10 protein-coding genes and 1 tRNA gene are annotated in these 15701 nt (G+C 65.0%); 5 read left to right on the forward strand and 6 right to left on the reverse strand.

The annotated features are described in order from the left end of the window. Positions 1-27: 27 nt before the first annotated feature. The 4 genes from LNV23_RS16865 to LNV23_RS16880 all read right to left on the reverse strand — a co-directional run bounded on the left by LNV23_RS16865 (position 28) and on the right by LNV23_RS16880 (position 4717). On the reverse strand, positions 28-933 hold the full coding sequence (locus LNV23_RS16865) for an LOG family protein (protein WP_263564046.1): 906 nt from the start codon (positions 931-933) through the stop codon (positions 28-30). Positions 934-1071: 138 nt separating this feature from the next. Beyond that, on the reverse strand, positions 1072-1824 hold the full coding sequence (locus LNV23_RS16870; protein WP_263564047.1) for a HesA/MoeB/ThiF family protein: 753 nt from the start codon (positions 1822-1824) through the stop codon (positions 1072-1074). A 74-nt stretch (positions 1825-1898) separates the two neighbouring features. Further along, positions 1899-3335, reverse strand: a complete 1437-nt coding sequence (locus LNV23_RS16875; protein WP_263564048.1) for a S41 family peptidase — start codon at positions 3333-3335, stop codon at positions 1899-1901. Positions 3336-3553: 218 nt separating this feature from the next. Beyond that, positions 3554-4717, reverse strand: a complete 1164-nt coding sequence (locus LNV23_RS16880) for an ABC transporter ATP-binding protein (protein ID WP_263564049.1) — start codon at positions 4715-4717, stop codon at positions 3554-3556. 188 nt (positions 4718-4905) lie between these two features. Between LNV23_RS16880 and LNV23_RS16885 the strand changes: the two genes are divergently transcribed. The 5 genes from LNV23_RS16885 (at position 4906) to LNV23_RS16905 (ending at position 10842) form a co-directional block, all read left to right on the forward strand. Further along, positions 4906-6537: an ABC transporter permease gene (locus LNV23_RS16885; RefSeq protein ID WP_263564108.1), complete on the forward strand. Its 1632-nt coding sequence runs from the start codon at positions 4906-4908 to the stop codon at positions 6535-6537. A gap of 259 nt (positions 6538-6796) precedes the next feature. Continuing rightward, the gene (locus LNV23_RS16890) at positions 6797-7168 is read left to right on the forward strand and encodes a hypothetical protein (protein WP_263519935.1); all 372 of its coding nucleotides are present in this window, start codon (positions 6797-6799) and stop codon (positions 7166-7168) included. 71 nt (positions 7169-7239) lie between these two features. Continuing rightward, positions 7240-8283, forward strand: a complete 1044-nt coding sequence (locus LNV23_RS16895; protein ID WP_263564050.1) for a TolB family protein — start codon at positions 7240-7242, stop codon at positions 8281-8283. Between the two features lie 63 nt (positions 8284-8346). After that, the gene (locus LNV23_RS16900) at positions 8347-10116 is read left to right on the forward strand and encodes a hypothetical protein (RefSeq protein WP_263564051.1); all 1770 of its coding nucleotides are present in this window, start codon (positions 8347-8349) and stop codon (positions 10114-10116) included. Positions 10117-10182: 66 nt separating this feature from the next. Continuing rightward, entirely contained in the window at positions 10183-10842 is a 660-nt protein-coding gene (locus LNV23_RS16905) for a cohesin domain-containing protein (RefSeq protein WP_263564052.1), read from the forward strand. A 184-nt stretch (positions 10843-11026) separates the two neighbouring features. Here LNV23_RS16905 and LNV23_RS16910 read toward each other — a convergent pair. Next, positions 11027-11101: transfer RNA gene (locus tag LNV23_RS16910), tRNA-Arg, on the reverse strand. A 146-nt stretch (positions 11102-11247) separates the two neighbouring features. Next, positions 11248-15666 carry a translocation/assembly module TamB domain-containing protein gene (locus tag LNV23_RS16915; RefSeq protein ID WP_263564053.1) on the reverse strand — a complete coding sequence of 1473 codons (4419 nt, stop codon included), beginning with the start codon at positions 15664-15666 and terminating at the stop codon, positions 11248-11250. Between the last annotated feature and the right edge of the window lie 35 nt (positions 15667-15701).

Raw genomic sequence — 15701 nt, forward strand, 5'->3', positions numbered from 1 at the left:
GGGTTGAGGCAGGGCGGGAGGGGGAATTCAATCGGCGGCGTCGCAGTCCAACGCGCCTGGGTTCATGTCATATTCCGATTCGAGCAGGGCCCAGGCTTCCTCGGCGCTCTCGACGAAATGGAAGAGCTTTTCGTCGCCTGGGCTGATCATGCCGGTTTCGACCAGCCAGTCGAAGTTGATCAGGCGGGTCCAGAACTCGCGGCCGAACATCAGGATGGGGCGGCGCCGGCTCTTGCCCGTCTGGATCAGCGTCATGGTCTCGAACAACTCGTCCAGGGTGCCGAAGCCTCCGGGGAAGCAGACCAAGGCCACAGAGCGCATGAGGAAATGCATCTTGCGCAGGGCGAAGTAGTGAAAGCGGAAGCACAACTCCGGCGTGATGTAGGGGTTGGGGTGCTGCTCATGTGGCAGCACGATGTTCAGGCCTATGCTCTTGCCGCCCACCTCGTAAGCGCCGCGGTTGCCCGCTTCCATGATGCCGGGGCCGCCGCCGGTGACCACATAGATGGGGTTGTGGCGCTGCGTGGATACGGTGGTGACCAGTGCCGCAAAGCGCCGCGCTTCCTCGTAGTAATGGCTCATGGAAAGCTGCATCTCGGCGCGCTTGATCGCCTCGGCGTCGCCGCTCTGCCGGGCTTGTTCGACCTTTTGCTCGGCCACCTCGCGCGGCAGGATGCGGGCGCTGCCGAACATGACGATCGTGGACTTGATGCCCAGCTCTTGCTGTACCAGCTCGGGCTTGAGCAGCTCCAATTGCATACGCACCGGCCGAAGCTCCTCACGCAGCAGGAATTCGCTGTCGTCGAAAGCCAAGCGGTAGGCGCTGCCGGGCTGGTCGTAATTGGGCTGCGGAATGCCGCGCCGCGCTTCTTGCACCTCTTCCTTGGCGCTGGGGAAATTGCGGGCGATCAGGGGTTTGCGCTTGTGGCTCATGTCAGGGTCCTGACCTCAGGCCAGCGGGCCGTCGGTCGTTTCAGTTGCGGAGTCAGCCGCTGGGCGCAGCTTACGAGAAGCTGCGGAGAATTTTGTTTCGTAAAAAACGGAAAAACAGAGGTTTGGTGTGTGCATGGCTCAGATTGTTTGCTTGCAAACGCTGCAGCTCGGGTCTTTCTGCACGAGTATTTCGCTCCACTCCATGCGTTTGCCGTCCAGCATCAGCAGGCGCCCGGCCAAGGTTTCACCGGCGCCCAGCAAGGCTTTCAGTGCTTCGGCAGCCTGCACGCTGCCGATGATGCCCACCAGGGGCGCCAGCACGCCCATCAGGGCGCAATGGGCCTCCTCGAAGCGGCTGTCCGGCGGGAACAGGCAGGCATAGCAGGGCGCCTGAGCCTGACGGCTGTCATAGACGCTGATCTGTCCATGCCAGCCGGTGGCGGCGCCGGAGATCAGGGGCTTGGCGTATTTGACGCAGGCCCGGTTGACCGCCTGGCGGGTGGCGAAGTTGTCGCAGCAGTCCAGCACCACATCGACTTCGCGCACGAGCTCATCCAGCATCGCCGCATCGGCGCGCGCTTGCACCGTGCGCAGCGTCGGGTCGGGGTTGATGGCTGACATGGCCTGGGCAGCCGATTCGACCTTAGGGCTGCCGATGCGCGCCTGGGTGTGGGCGATCTGGCGTTGCAGATTGGTCAGTTCCACGGCGTCATCGTCTACCAGGGTGATGTGACCGACTCCGGCCGAGCCGAGGTAGAGCGCGGCCGGTGAACCCAGGCCGCCTGCGCCGATGATCAGGGCCCGCGATTGCAGCAGGTGCTGTTGGCCCTCGATGCCGATTTCGTCCAGCAGGATGTGGCGCGAGTAGCGCAGCAACTGTTCGTCATTCATGGCGCCAGCATAGCCTGCAGCGCCCATGAAAAAGGCCCGCTGAGAAGCGGGCCTTGTCATCGGGAATCCCAGGCTTACTCGCCAGTCTTGGCTTCGGCCTTGCGTTCCACCGCGGTCTTGGACACCAGCACCGGTTGACCCTTGAGCTGGTTCAAGGCCTGGATCAGCTGGAAGTCCTCGGCACTGCCGAACTCGGGCAGAGGCTTGGGCGGCTCATTCTTCTTGGCGTACTCGGCTTCGAGCTTCTGGCGCGCTTCTTCGCGGGCCTTCTCGCGGGCTTCGTCCTTGACCTCATCCTTGCCACCCAGATGCTTTTCCAGATCGGCTTCGCGGGTGCGCAAGGCTGCGAAGACATTGCCTTCGGCGGTTTCGTCCAACTGGATGTCGGGCACGATGCCGGTGGCCTGGATGGAGCGGCCGCTCGGCGTGTAGTAGCGCGCGGTGGTGATCTTGAGTGCGGTGTCCGGGCTCAGCTGGCGCACGGTCTGCACCGAGCCCTTGCCGAAGGTCTGGGCGCCCATGATCAGCGCACGCTTGTGGTCCTGCAGGGCGCCGGCAACGATCTCGCTGGCCGAGGCCGAGCCTTCGTTGACCAGCACGATCATCGGCACTTTTTTGAGCGCTGCCGGCAGCTTCTTGAGCGGGTCGTTGCCGCCGCGGCGCAGGTAGTAGTCGGGGCTGGCCTTGAAGCTGGCCTTGGAGTCGGCGATCTGGCCGTTGGTGCTGACCACCTCGACATCGCGGCTCAGGAAGGCGGATGAGATGGCCACCGAGGCTTCAAGCAGACCGCCCGGGTCATTGCGCAGGTCGAGCACCAAGCCTTTGAGATTGGGCTCCTGCTTGTAGATTTCTTCCAGCTTCTTGGCGAAGTCTTCCACCGTGCGGTCTTGGAACTGGCTCACACGCAGCCAGGCGTAGCCGGGCTCGACCACCTTGCCGCGCACGCTCTGGGCGCGGATTTCTTCGCGCACGATGGTGACGGGGAAGCTGCGGTTCTCACTCTTGCGGTAGATGGTCAGCTGAACCTTGGTGTTCAGCTCGCCGCGCATGCGCTTGACAGCCTGGTCGAGGCCGAGGCCGCGCACCAAGGTGTCGTCGATTTTGCTGATCAGGTCGCCGCTCTTGAGGCCGGCGCGGAAGGCGGGCGAGCCCTCGATCGGGGAGACGATCTTGACCAGTCCGTCTTCCATGCCGATTTCGATGCCGACACCGACGAACTTGCCGGTCGTGCCTTCGCGGAACTCCTTGAAGTTCTTCTTGTCGAAGAACTGAGAGTGCGGGTCCAGGCCCGAGACCATGCCGGCGATCGCGTCATTGATCAGTTTTTTCTCATCGACGGGTTCGACGTAATCGGACTTGACCATGCCGAACACGGCAGCCAGCTGTTGCAGCTCTTCCAGTGGCAGCGGCGAGAGGCTGCTGCGGGCGTTGGCCTGCAATTGCATCGTGGTCAATGCACCTGCAACGGCGCCCAGAGCGAGCCAGCCGGCAACTTTCAATTTGGCACTCATGATGCGAGCCTGTCCTGTCGGTGAAATACAGCAATGTCGTGGTGGGCGAAGCGTAGCAGTCGCAGGAAAACCACGCCTTCAGTATATGCCCGCAGGGCTTTCGCTTGGCGGGCAGACAGCTGCATTTGCCCCTCCAAATCGCTGGATTCAAGTGCACAAACAGACGAAACGCAGGGCTTTACGCCAGCTTTACGTTTTCGGTGACTTTCGGCACCCGGTCAGTTCGGGCTCTCCGTACGGGGCGCGTCGCCATTCAGCGGGGGGAATGTCACAACGTGGTCGACATGGGCGCGTATGCCGATCCATTCACCCAGATGGTGGTCGTGGTGCGAAGGCACATGGGCCTTGAGGCGGTCGCCGGTGGCCAGACGCAAGGTGTAGAGAAAGTCCGCGCCGCGAAAGATCTTGCGTTCGATTTGCGCTTTCACCGGCGCCGCGTCGTCATGAATGATGTCATCGGCCCGCAGCAGTACATCGCAGGCGCCGTCTGGGTAGGCGCTGGCCATGGCGCAGGCTTCGGCATCCACCAGGGCACCCACGGGCGTCAGCACCTCGGGGCCGTCCGCCCCGGCGACGATGCGGCCCGGTGCGAAGACGCTGTGGCCGATGAAGTCAGCCACAAAGCGCGTGGCGGGCCGGTGGTAGACGGTGTAAGGCGCATCCCATTGCTCCAACCGGCCCTTGTTCATGACGCCGACGACATCGCCGATGGCAAAGGCTTCGGACTGGTCATGGGTCACGAACAGTGCGGTGGTGGCACTGGCATGCAGGATGGCGCGCAACTCTTGGGACAGGTGCTCGCGCAGGTCGACGTCGAGGCTGGAGAAGGGCTCGTCCAGCAAGAGCAGGCGCGGTGCCGGTGCCAAGGCCCGAGCCAGGGCGACACGCTGCTGCTGGCCGCCGGAAAGCTGGTGCGGCGCACGCTTGGCCGCATGGGCCAGGCCGACCAGGTCGAGCATCTCGCCAATGCGTCGGTCGCGGTCGCTGCGGCTCAGGTGGCGCAGACCGAAGGCGATGTTCTCGGCCACGGACAGATGCGGGAACAGGGCGTAGTCCTGGAAGACCATGCCGATGCGACGCGCCTCGGGCGCCAGGTGCAGGCCGAGGCTGGCGTCGGCCAGCGCTTCTCCTTCGATCAGAATGCGGCCGCTGTTCAGGCGCTCCAGGCCAGCGATGCAGCGCAGCAAGGAGGTCTTGCCGCAACCCGAGGGGCCGATCAGCACGCCGATCTGCCCTCGTGCCAGACCCAGGGTGACTCCATCCACGGCGCCGGGTCGGGCCTTGTTGCTGGCTGCCGTGGGTGGGTGCTGCAGGGAAGGCTGTGCCGGGCCCAGGTTGGCGCCGGGGTAGCGCAGGCCGATCTGGTCGAGTGCAAGAAACATGGCCTTTATGATAGCGGGCCGCCTCGCGTGCTTCGAATGCGGATCGTTCGCATTTGCTTGATTCAGGTCAAGAGCTGGCTGTCCGGTGTCGTTGGCACCAAGCTGGCAGTGGCGCGCCGTGGTCAGCTTTTGCGCCACATTTGAGCTACTGACGCCTCCTTGGCCCTTCCTTGTTGTTTGTCGCCTGCATGCTGCGTCTGATCACTGTTGTTTGCCTCTTGCTGGCCGTGCCCGTGTTCGGCGTGCTGGGCTCCTGGCTGAGTCTGGACGCACAGAGCTTGGCGCTGCTGCGTCACCAACTGGAAACGGTGCTGCCGGCCTATGCCGCTTCATCGCTGGTGTTGTCGGTGGCGGTGGCGCTTGGCGTGGCTCTGCTGGGTGGCGCGACGGCTGCGGCGGTCAGCCTCTTTGATTTCCCCGGTCGGCGCTGGTTCGAATGGGGCTTGTTGCTGCCCATGGCCATGCCCGCCTACGTGGCTGCATATGCCTACACCGATGCGCTGCAGTACAGCGGCGCTTTGCAGACCTGGCTGCGCGGTTTGCTGGGCACAAGCCGGCCACTCTGGTCCGATGTACGCAGCTTGCCAGGTGCGGTGCTGCTCTTCGTGCTCTGTCTCTACCCGTATGTTTATCTGCTGACCCGCACGGCGCTCAGCGAGCGCGGTGTCACCTTGATGGAAACCGCTCGCATCCTCGGTGCGGGCACCTTGCGCCGTGTTCGCGAAGTGGCACTGCCCCTGGCTCGACCGGCCCTGGCAGCCGGTGTGGCGCTGGCCTTGATGGAGACCCTGGCCGATTACGGGGTCGGGGCCTACTTCGGCCTCAACACCCTGACCACCGGCATCTACAAGGCCTGGCTGGTGATGAACGATCGCATGGCTGCCGCTCAATTGGCCTCGGTGCTTTTGCTGGCCGTGGCCGGCCTGCTTTGGTTGGAGCGGCGGGCGCAGGCTCGGCTGCGCTTTTCCAGCAGTCGATCAGGGGCTCAGCATGCCGCCGAAGCCCGCCCCCTGCGGCTGCACGGCCTGTCGGCATTCCTGGCGCTCGCGCTTTGCGCCGTGCCCATCCTGCTGGGCTTTGTATTGCCGGTTCTGGCCTTGCTCAAGCTGATGTGGCTGGAAGCGCGCTACGGCGAATTCGGCCTTCCACTTGCCCGCTTTGCTCAGTGGGCGTGGACGAGCTTGCAATTGGCTGGCTTGTCCGCCGCACTGGCCGTCGCAATGGCCTTGGTGCTGGCTTATGCAGGCCGTATGGGGCACGGCGCCGGCGCGGCGCGCGGACCCGGCGCCGGCTTGTTGCGCCTGTCCACCCGCGTGGTGTCGCTCGGCTATGCCGTACCTGGCGCGGTGATCGCCGTGGGCATCCTGTTGCCCTTGGGCTGGCTGCAGGAACATGCGCCACAGCTGGGCCTGACAGGCCTTGTGACCGGCACCATCAGCGGCCTGATTTACGCCTATCTGGTGCGCTTTTCGGGCGTGGCCCTGCAGTCGGTCGAGGCGGGCTATGCCCGCATTTCGCCCAATGTGGATGAAACGGCTCGCCTGCTGGGCGCCAGTCGCTCTCGGGTGTTTTGGGAGCTGCATGCCCCACTGCTGGCCCGCTCCAGCCTAGCAGCGGCCTTGCTGGTGTTTGTGGATGTGATGAAGGAGCTGCCTGCCACTTTGGTGCTGCGCCCCTTCAACAGCGACACCCTGGCCGTGGTGGCCTATCAAATGGCCCGAGACGAGCGGCTCGGCGAAGCGGCGCTGCCCTCGCTGGCCATTGTGTTGGTGGGCTTGGTGCCGGTGCTGATGTTGTCGAGGGCGATGCGTCAGCGCTGAAGGTGCACGCTGGCGACGAATGCCCGTTTCAACTTGCTCCAAAGCGGCAGGTTTCCGTCTGGCCGCCAAAGGTTGAATGCGAACGTCTAGCATTTCAGCGGTTTGAGTTAGGGGGAGGCTTGCGCGTACCCCCGTGACTGAGGGGGGTGTTGAGGGCGCTCGTGAACTTTGTGCGATTGCCAGAGCATTTTTGTAGGCGGACTATGCGTTCACAGCAGTCGCGGTCGCGGCTGTGCTTCGAGAAACGCAGGAGTTCGCAATGGAATTTCACCTCGTCCGAACGCTGAGTCGGCGCGCCCGTGAGGCAATGCTGCTGACGCTGGTCTGCTTGCCGCTGCTGAGCGCAGCGCAGGCCACCGCCAAGGCCGCTGCGCCCAGCTTGGCCGGTCCTTCCTTGGTGCAAGCCAGCAAAGGCGCCGTCTTTGAGGGGCGAGGCTACAAGCCAAATACCTCGGTTTCGATTGCCTTGGTGGCGCCCAATGGCGTTGAAACGCAGCTGACGGTGATGGTCAACGCTGAAGGAAATGTCAGCTACCGCTTGCCCGGTGGCGCCGCAGGGCAGTACAAGCTCAGCGTCTTGGACAGTTCGGGCAAGGCACTGGCCAGTACCAATTTCATGGTTGTCCAGTGAGGCTGATGATGAGTCATCAGCAAGCAAAAAAACTGGCTTGGAATCGTTTGGCCTGCGCTTTGGCTGCCACGATGCTGCCCTTCGCGGCACCCATGGTCCGCGCGGCAGGCCCAACGGCCGGTATGGCTGCCACGCCGTCCTTGGCCAGCTTGGCCTATGTGTCTTTGCGCAGCGGCGATCCTCAGATATGGGTTCGTGACAGCCAGGGCCATGAGCAAGCCTTGACCAGCGGGCGGGGTGTCTACGCCCAGCCAGCGTTGTCGGCTGATGGTCGAATCGCTTTTGTGGCGCGCGAGGCCGGGCGCCCTGTGGTTCAGGTCATGAGCGCCGATGGCTCCGGACCTCAGCGGGTGTCGACTGGGGCAGATGCCGAAATGGCGCCAAGCTGGGCGCCTGACGGCCGCACTCTGGCGTTCTATGCCATGGACCTGAGCAGTGGTACGACGGTGCTTCGCATCGTCGATGTGCAAAGCCGTGCAGTGACAACGATCAAGGTGCCAGGCAAGTCCATGGGGCCTGCTGCGGCAAGTTGGTCAGCTGACGGGAAGCGACTTTGCTTTTTGGCCCAAGACGAGAAGGGGCGCAACCAAGCTTTTGTCGTGCAGCAGGATGGCAGCGGTTTGAAGGAATTGAGCAGCCAGTTCGCATCTCGCGGTGCGGCTTGGGCGGAGCTTTCTCCCGATGGCACGAAAGTGGTGTGGGTGGCTGACCTTCGCGAGAAGCGTTCGCACCTGATCATCACCGAGGTGGAGAGCGGCAAGTCGGTGGACCTGACCGCGGATGTGTTGGCGTCGCATGAGTCACCCCGTTGGTCGGCCGACAGCCAGTACATCGCCTTCTCCAGCACTCGCGATGACCCAGGCGGTGCTCGTACCGATGTCTTCAGCATGAAATCTGATGGCAGCGAGCTGCGCAATCTCAGCCAGCATCCGTCCGAGGACTTCGATCCCAAATGGAGCAGCGACGGCCGCCATGTGATTTTTGTCAGCCTGCGCAGTGGCACTTCATTGCTCTATCAGGTGAACGTGCAGAGCGGCAAGACCGAAGTGCTCGCCCAGCATGCTTCGCACGACATGGATCACTCGGTACGGCCTGTGGCCATGCTGGCTCGCTGAGCCCTCATCAACCAAGATCGGGCGTCGCCGGTGTGCGGCCCCAAGCCAATCAAGGATGTCACCATGAACACCCAATTCAAGCCGCTGCGCCGTGCAGCAAGCTCAGCCCGCAGCGCTTTGAGCCTCGTCGCCGCCTTGACGCTGGCGGGGGGAGCGCTTGCAGGCTCCAAGACCTACACCTTCGATGCCGATTTCGACCTGGGCTTGCTGTCAGGCGTCAACCATTCGGCGCCCAATAGCAATCAACTTCAGCTGAATGCGGTGGGCACGACTTTCCCAGTGATGTGGATTGCCAATGCTGGTGAAGACACAGTTAGCAAATTTGACACCAATGCCAACGTCGAACTCGCCCGCTACCGCACTTGGTTTGGCCCGGCCGGTCAGGCCGGGCACGTTAGCCATTTGGGTGATGCCTACAGTGGCCCGGCGCCATCGCGCACGGCGGTGGACATCAACGGCAATGCCTATGTGTTGAATCGCTGGTTCGCCAATCGCAAGCCCGTGCTCTTGAAGCTGCTCACCGAGGGTTTCATTGATCGCAATGGCAATGGGGTCATGGACACATCGAGCGGTTCGACTCCCTTGCCCATGGCCGACACCAATGGCAACGGGCAGATTGACGACAACGAGATCACGGATGAACGCGTGGCTTGGGCCGTGCAGGTCGGCGATCAGAACGGGCTGGGGCGAGCTCTGTGCATTGGCACTGACGGCAATCTCTGGGTGGGTATGTTCAACACCCGCCAATACTACAAATACAGCTCGAGTGATGGCAGCTTGCTGGCCGGCCCGGTGGCCACCACGCCGACGGCAGGTCAGCCGAATTCCGGCGCTTGGCAGCCCTACGGCTGCTTGATCGACAAGAACGGCGTGCTGTGGAGCGCCTCACTGGGTGGCCCTCTCGGCAAGATCACCAACACCGCCAGCAACACCGGTCCTTATACCGTGGCCTCCTTCCCCGGCGGCATGTATGGCATTGCCTTGGGTAATGACAAGGTCTACACCGGCAGCAACAACCGGGTCTTTGATCCCGCCACCAACACATCAGCTGCCATTGCTGGCCTGGGCGTGAGTTCTGCGGGCATTGTGGTAGATGGCTCGGGCAACATCATCGCCGGCACCAACACGGTCCAGAAGGTCTCGCCTTCGGGGGTGACGCTGTGGACGGCGCCTTTGCAGGCTGGTGGCGCCTATTCGGTGGGCATTCAGGTGGATGCCAACAACGACATCTTCCAGATCGGCTATGGCTCCAACCGGGTGCACAAGTACCGCGGCACCGACGGTGCGCCCTTGGGTACCTTCCCGGTAGGCAGCGTGCCTTACACCTACAGCGATGCTGCTGGTTTTGCCGCGCGCAATTCAACCACGCCGACGGGCACCTGGACTGTCACCTACGACAGCGGCGCTGCCGGAACAGCCTGGGACCGCATCAACTGGACGGATTCTGTACCCGCAGGTGCGGCCGTCGTCGTGCAGTACCGTACCGCCGATGTGGCGGCGAATCTGGCCGCCCAGGCGTATCAGACCATCAGCAAGAACGTACCTTTCACGGCCAGCGGCAAGTACATCCAGGTGTTGACTCGCTTGAATGCCAGCACCACCAATGCCTCGCCTGTGCTGTTTGACCTGACCATCAACACCAAGGTGACAGCCTGTGATGTGGACTTGGATGGCGATGTGGACACGGCAGATATGGCGCTGATCCGTGCAGGCATTGGCCAGGTGCCAGCTGCCGGTGATCCGCGCGATGGCAATGGCGATGGCGTCATTGATGCCCGCGATGTGCGCGCCTGCACTTTGAAGTGCACACGCAGCAACTGCGCGACGAACTGAAGTCTCTCTGACACAACCCTCCAATCCGGATTTGCTCGTAGTAACCCCCAGGAGTTCAAAATGAAAATGAAGCTACTTGCCACAGCCGCCAGTGCACTGGCGCTGGCCATGTCCTCGGCACATGCGGCCCCAGTCGTCAGCCTCAGTCCCAGCAATTCGTCGCAGCTGATCGGCGGAACTTTCTCTTTGGATGTCAAGATTTCGGGCCTCGGCTCGGAGATCGTCTCGGTCTTCGATTTGAATATCTACTTCAACCCGGCACAGCTGAAGGCCGTCAGCTACAGCCTGGGCTCAGGCTTGGGTGGGGCTTGGACGGATCTGGGGCTGGATCCGGCGGCCCCAGGTTCACCGACCAACTACTTGGATCTCTTCGCCTATTCGAATCTGGTGGTGCCCGGTGACCCCGGCACCGACGATTTGCTCGCCGCCGCGCAGGATGACGACAGCTTTGTCATGATGACCTTGAACTTCGAGGCGGTGGGCGCTGGAGTTTCACAAGTCTGGTTCGGGACGGGGCCTAACGAGCGCGATCTTGTGGGCCGGAGCGACGCTTTTCTGAGTGGTGTGCAGTTCCAGAGCGCTTGTGTGGCTGTCAACAGTCCGACAGGCGGCAACAACGACTGCCGCCAGGTTCCGGAGCCCTCGAGCTACGCCTTGCTGGGGCTGAGTCTGTTCGCAGCTTTCGTGCCGGCTGCTGTCAAGCGCCGCAAATCCTTGGCAGCCTGAACCCGGTTATTGAGATCGAAGAACCGCGCCATGGGCGCGGTTTTTTGCGTGTGCCTCTTGGGCTTGGATTGCCGCGTGCGGCTGGCAAAGGCCGCAGGCCTACTGTGCGTGGCGGCGGATACTTGAGGAGTGACGGCTCCAGCGCTGCCGCGCTTGAATCGCGAGGCTTGCCCCGCGTCGCGCTTGGTCCCTCCGACAGGAATCGAACCTGTATTTGCCGCTTAGGAGGCGGCCGTTCTATCCATTGAACTACGGAGAGTTTCACCCGTGGAGCCGGGCGGCGCGAATTCTCGCACGAAAGATTGCAAGGCCCGGGTCGGCCGCGGCCTAGGGCCCCAAAGATCCATAGCGATAACTAGTTATGTTCGGCCGCGCCGATGTTCGAGGTTCAGCCATCCAGCCGACTCATTCCCACTTCCACTGCCAGATCAGGTCAAGCGCGTTTTCGTCGCCGGCCTGGCCGCGCAGGGTGAAGCGTTGGGCGATGCGGTAGATCAGCTGCCAGCTGCCTTGCGTGGCGTTGAGGCCGCGCTCGAAGGCCACATACCAGCGCTTGGACAGCTGCTTGCCCACGCGCACCACAGTGCCACGCACTTCGCCATTGCCTTCGCTGACCGAGAGTTCGTCCAGGCCGATGGACTTGATCACTTTGCCGGTGCGGCTTTCGCCACCGCCGTTGAGCAAGGCCATGGCAGCCTTTTGCAGCAGGGCGGTGTCGCTGCGTTCGAGGTTGTCGGGCGCGCGGCCCAGCAGCAGCCAGGAGAGCTTGGCCGTGTCGGCCATATCGGGGTCGGAAAAGAGCTTGATTCGGGGCGACTGAGCACTGCCGCCGATGGTCACGCCCACACGCACCTCCTCTTCGCCAGGGCGGATGGCCAGGATGTCCAGGCGTGGGTTGTCAATCACCCCGCTGAAGGTAACCTGGCCTTTTTCGATGGTGAGCTTTTGGCCGTAGGCATCGACACTGCCATTGACGGTGCGGATGCTGCCGTGCAGTTGCGGCCGGCCCTGGGCTTGGGTCATCTGCAGCTCGCCGGCCAGCAAAGTGTCCACGCCATGGCCGCGTACACGTAACTTCTGGCCCAGGTCGATGTCCAGTTTGAGCTTGATCTGTCGCCGGGCTGCGGCTGATTCCACCGGTGCAGCTGGCGCCTGCGCCACGCGCCTCACCTCAACGTCGTCGTCCAGTTCGGGCGCGTTGCCGCGCGAGAAATCAAACAGGCCGTCTTCCACATCGAGCTTGCCCTGCAGATCCAGGGCCTGAGCGTCCATGTGCAGGCGCAGCTGGCCATTAACGGCCAGGCGGCGGTCGACCCGGCGCAGCAGGGCGAACTTGCTGGCTTGGGCCTGGATGTCGGCCTGCGGCTTGGCGCCCAGCTGCAGCTGGCCCTTGGCATTGAGCTCGCCGTCGCCGGCGCGCAGGCGCAGCTGCTGCAGCTCGGCATGGCTGCCCTTGAGTTGCAGGGCAAAGCTGCCGTCTTGCACATCGATGCCCAACAGCGGGTTGCGCAGGCCCAGCTTGCTGCCCTGGATCTGGCCCACCACCTGAGGGTCGTTGAGCTTGCCGGCAAAGCTGGCGCTGGCGGCCAGGCCGCCGGCCACGCGCCAGCCCGAGGGCACCCAGGCGCCCCAGGTGCTGAGGTTGTCCACCCGCGCTTCCAGCACGCCCTCCAGGCGCGACTGGGCCGAGGGCCAGGGGCTGGCGTCGCCCGCTTCGTTGCGTGCGGTTACGGCACCGGCCAGCACGCCAATATTGCTGCCGGCAAAAGCCTGGGTCAGGTGCCAGCGGCCGGGCGCGCCGATCACGCCCAGGCGCAGTTCACTCAGGCCCAGGGTCTGGGTGCCGCCGTCGTCGGTGACCTTGAGGTCGCCGCTGCGGCGCTGAAGGGACAGCTCCACGCCCAGCTGGGGCAGGGTGTGGATGCGGGCGCTGCCGTCCACCACCAGATCGCCGCCCCAGCCGAAATCGGGCTGCCAGCGTGCCATCAGGGGCGCCACGGCCAGGGGTTCCAGGGCCAGGTCGAGCTGCAGCTGATCGGGCCCCTCGACGGCCTTCCAGGCCAGCTGCTGCCAGCGCAGGCCGGCGCCAAGCAATTCCAGCCTCCCGGGCTCGAACTGCGCGCTGCTGAGCAGGCCTTGCGGGCCGCTGTCCACGCGCAGGGCCAGGTCTTGCGCCTGCAGCCAGGGGGCGGGTGCTTTGTCGGTCGGTTTGGCCGTTTTGCTGGCTGCTGTGGCGGCGGGCACGCGCGCGTCGAGCCTGAGGCCGGTGGCGCGCCACTGGCCGCCCTGGGCCCAAAGCTGGGCCAGTTCGCTCGCTGTAGGGTTGGCGGTTCCGGCCGTGCCCAGGCTGCCCTTGAGGCCGATCTGGAACTGGCTGCGCGAGGGCTGGTCGGCCGGCTGCTGCGCAGGGCGCAGTGCGGCAGGCAAGAGGGCCGAGCCCAGGCCGCTGAGCTGCAGCTGATGCTGGGCCCAGCTGCCGCTGATTTGCAGCTGAGCTTGCGGCAGCTGGGCCTCGGGGCTCTTGAGCTGCTCCAGATCGAGCTGCAGTGCCAGCGGCGCGCTCAGGGCACTGGCGAGCTTGGCGTTCAGCCGGGCCTTGTCCAGGCTCAGCTGGTCGAGCTTGAGCGCCTGGCCTTGCAGCTCGGTCTGGCTTTGCCAGCTCCAGCGTGGCGTGCTGCTGCTGGCGTTCTTGCCACTGGTTTTGTCCACTTCGGCTCGGCCCTGCCAGGCCAGCTGTCCGCTCAAACCGCCGGCCAGCTGACGGGCCGGTTCGCCCTTGGCCAGGGCCGGGGCCAAGGCTTGCCAGAGCGGCAGCAAGGCTTGCAGCTGTGGCGCTTGCAGCTGCAGCTGGCCTTCCACGCTGTGATCTGCCAGCAGCTGGGCGCGGCCTTGCAGCTGGTTGCCGCCGGCCTGCAGATCGGCGCGCAGGGTCGGCACTTGCTGATCGTTGGCACGCTCATAGCTAAGGTCGGCGGCCAGCCCCATGCCTGCCTGGCTGCCGGGCAGCAGGCGCAGCCGGGCCTGGCCGCGTGGGGCCTGGGCCAGAAGGCCGGCCTTGCTCTGCTGGGCCGGGGCCTGCAGGTCGGCGCTGAGGTCCAGGTCCAGGCGCGCGCTGGGGCCCGGCGCTTGCGGCCACATGCGGCGCAGCTCGGGCACCATGCCGCGGGCCTGGGCCTGCAGCTGCCAGCCGCCAGCCAGGCTGCCGGGGCGGCTTAAGTCCAGCTTGGCGCTGCCCTTGAGCTGGGCTTCGCCGGCCTGCATCAGCAGCTCTTGCAAATCCAGGCCTTGCATCGAGGCGATGGCGCTGGCTTGCAGGCGCACGGGGCTGTGGGCATTGAGCGGGGCGTTTTGCGGGCTGGTGGCCGCCGGCGCGGCCAGCTGGGCCTGCGCCGCAGCCGGCGTGACCGGGCCTGGCGGCAGCCAGCGGCCCTGCAGATCGGTCTTGATATGCAGTTGGAGCGGCGGCGAGCTGGCGGCTGATTTCTTGTCTTGTTGGCTTGAGGCCTCATGGCCGGCTGCGATCAGCCCTTGCGAGGTGCTGAGCTCCACCGTGCCCGCGGCCAGCAGGCCGGCGGCGCGCGCATCCAGGCCCTCGCTGCGCAGGTTCTCCAGGCTCAGCGTGAGCTGGCTGCCGCCGGCGCTGCTGCTTTTGCCGCTGCCGCGCAGGCGGCCGGCGGGCAGGGCGCTGCTGCCCAGCAGCACATCGAAGGCGCGCAGCTGGATCTGGCTCTGGTCCTGGGCCGAGGCCTCGGCGTCCAGACTCAGCTGGCGCACGGGCAGGCGCTGTTCGTTCCAGAGGCCGGCCGCGTGGTTGGCGAGATGGGCCTTGATCAGCAGGGCGGGTGGCTTCGAGCTTTTCTTGCCTGCAGCGATGCTGTCAACTTGCAGGCTCACCTGTCCGCTCAGCGCAGTTTTGGGCAGGCCCGACAGCAGGGCCGAGAGGTCCAGCTGCTGCGTGTCCAGCTGCAGCTGGGGCAGGGGCCAAGCGGCGAAGGGGCGCAGCTGAGCCTGGGCTTGCAGCTGCTGGTTCTGGGCGCTCAGCGCGGCCTTGAGCTGCAGCTGGGCCAAGGGGCCGTGCAGCTCCAGCTGCGCGCCCCAGGCCGGCAGATCGGCCTGGGCGGCTGACTTCAGGCCCAGGCTGGCCTGCAGGAGCAGGCCGCTGCCGGCGCCCAGCGTGGCGCTGCCACTGAGCTGCAATTGGTCCCAGGCCAGCTGTTGGATCTGCAGCCGGTGCTCGGCGCCGGGGCTGTTGTCGGTCACGCTGCTCAAGTCCACCCGGGCCAGCAGCCCGCGCACCGGCAGCTGGCTCAGCGTGGGTAGGGACAGGCGGTCCACATGCAACTGCGCGATGTGCACGCCCAGCGGGATGGGCAGCTCCTCGGGCACCGGGCTGGGCTCGGCGCTGGGTGCCAGATGCACCGTCACTTGGCGGGCACTCAGGCGCTCGACCATCAGGTCAGCCCAGAGCAGGGGCGAGCGGTTCCAGGCCAGGCTCAGGCCAGTCCAGCGCAGATCTTCGATTTCGATGCGGTCCTGGCCGCCGGGTATGGTGAGGCTCAGGCTCTGGGCCGAGAAGTCGCCGATCAAGCTGCCCTGCGGCGCCTCGACCTGCAGGCCGGGCACTTGCTGCAGCAGCCAGCGGCTGCCCGCCTCGCTGCCCAGGCCCCACCAGAGGCCCAGGCCGGCGCTGCCGGCCAGCACCGGCAGGGTCATCAGGCCCAGCAGCAGGCCGCGGCCGCGGCGGGCTGGGGCGGGCTTGGGCACAGGGCTGCTGTCGCCAGCGGGGGCGGTAGGGGTGCCAGGTGTGGATTCGGGTTCGCTCATGGGGCCGGGTCGGGGTTCGCGGCGTTGGCGCTCAT

Source organism: Kinneretia sp. DJ1R-11, assembly GCF_025717595.1.
Lineage (GTDB): Bacteria > Pseudomonadota > Gammaproteobacteria > Burkholderiales > Burkholderiaceae_C > Paucibacter_A.

What these genes read in the sequence shown, in the direction of transcription:
- LNV23_RS16865 (WP_263564046.1), bottom strand. Translation starts at nt 933, where the DNA reads ATGAGCCACAAGCGCAAACCCCTGATCGCCCGCAATTTCCCCAGCGCC.
- LNV23_RS16870 (WP_263564047.1), bottom strand. Translation starts at nt 1,824, where the DNA reads ATGAATGACGAACAGTTGCTGCGCTACTCGCGCCACATCCTGCTGGAC.
- LNV23_RS16875 (WP_263564048.1), bottom strand. Translation starts at nt 3,335, where the DNA reads ATGAGTGCCAAATTGAAAGTTGCCGGCTGGCTCGCTCTGGGCGCCGTT.
- LNV23_RS16880 (WP_263564049.1), bottom strand. Translation starts at nt 4,717, where the DNA reads ATGTTTCTTGCACTCGACCAGATCGGCCTGCGCTACCCCGGCGCCAAC.
- LNV23_RS16885 (WP_263564108.1), top strand. Translation starts at nt 4,906, where the DNA reads ATGCTGCGTCTGATCACTGTTGTTTGCCTCTTGCTGGCCGTGCCCGTG.
- LNV23_RS16890 (WP_263519935.1), top strand. Translation starts at nt 6,797, where the DNA reads ATGGAATTTCACCTCGTCCGAACGCTGAGTCGGCGCGCCCGTGAGGCA.
- LNV23_RS16895 (WP_263564050.1), top strand. Translation starts at nt 7,240, where the DNA reads ATGCTGCCCTTCGCGGCACCCATGGTCCGCGCGGCAGGCCCAACGGCC.
- LNV23_RS16900 (WP_263564051.1), top strand. Translation starts at nt 8,347, where the DNA reads ATGAACACCCAATTCAAGCCGCTGCGCCGTGCAGCAAGCTCAGCCCGC.
- LNV23_RS16905 (WP_263564052.1), top strand. Translation starts at nt 10,183, where the DNA reads ATGAAGCTACTTGCCACAGCCGCCAGTGCACTGGCGCTGGCCATGTCC.
- LNV23_RS16915 (WP_263564053.1), bottom strand. Translation starts at nt 15,666, where the DNA reads ATGAGCGAACCCGAATCCACACCTGGCACCCCTACCGCCCCCGCTGGC.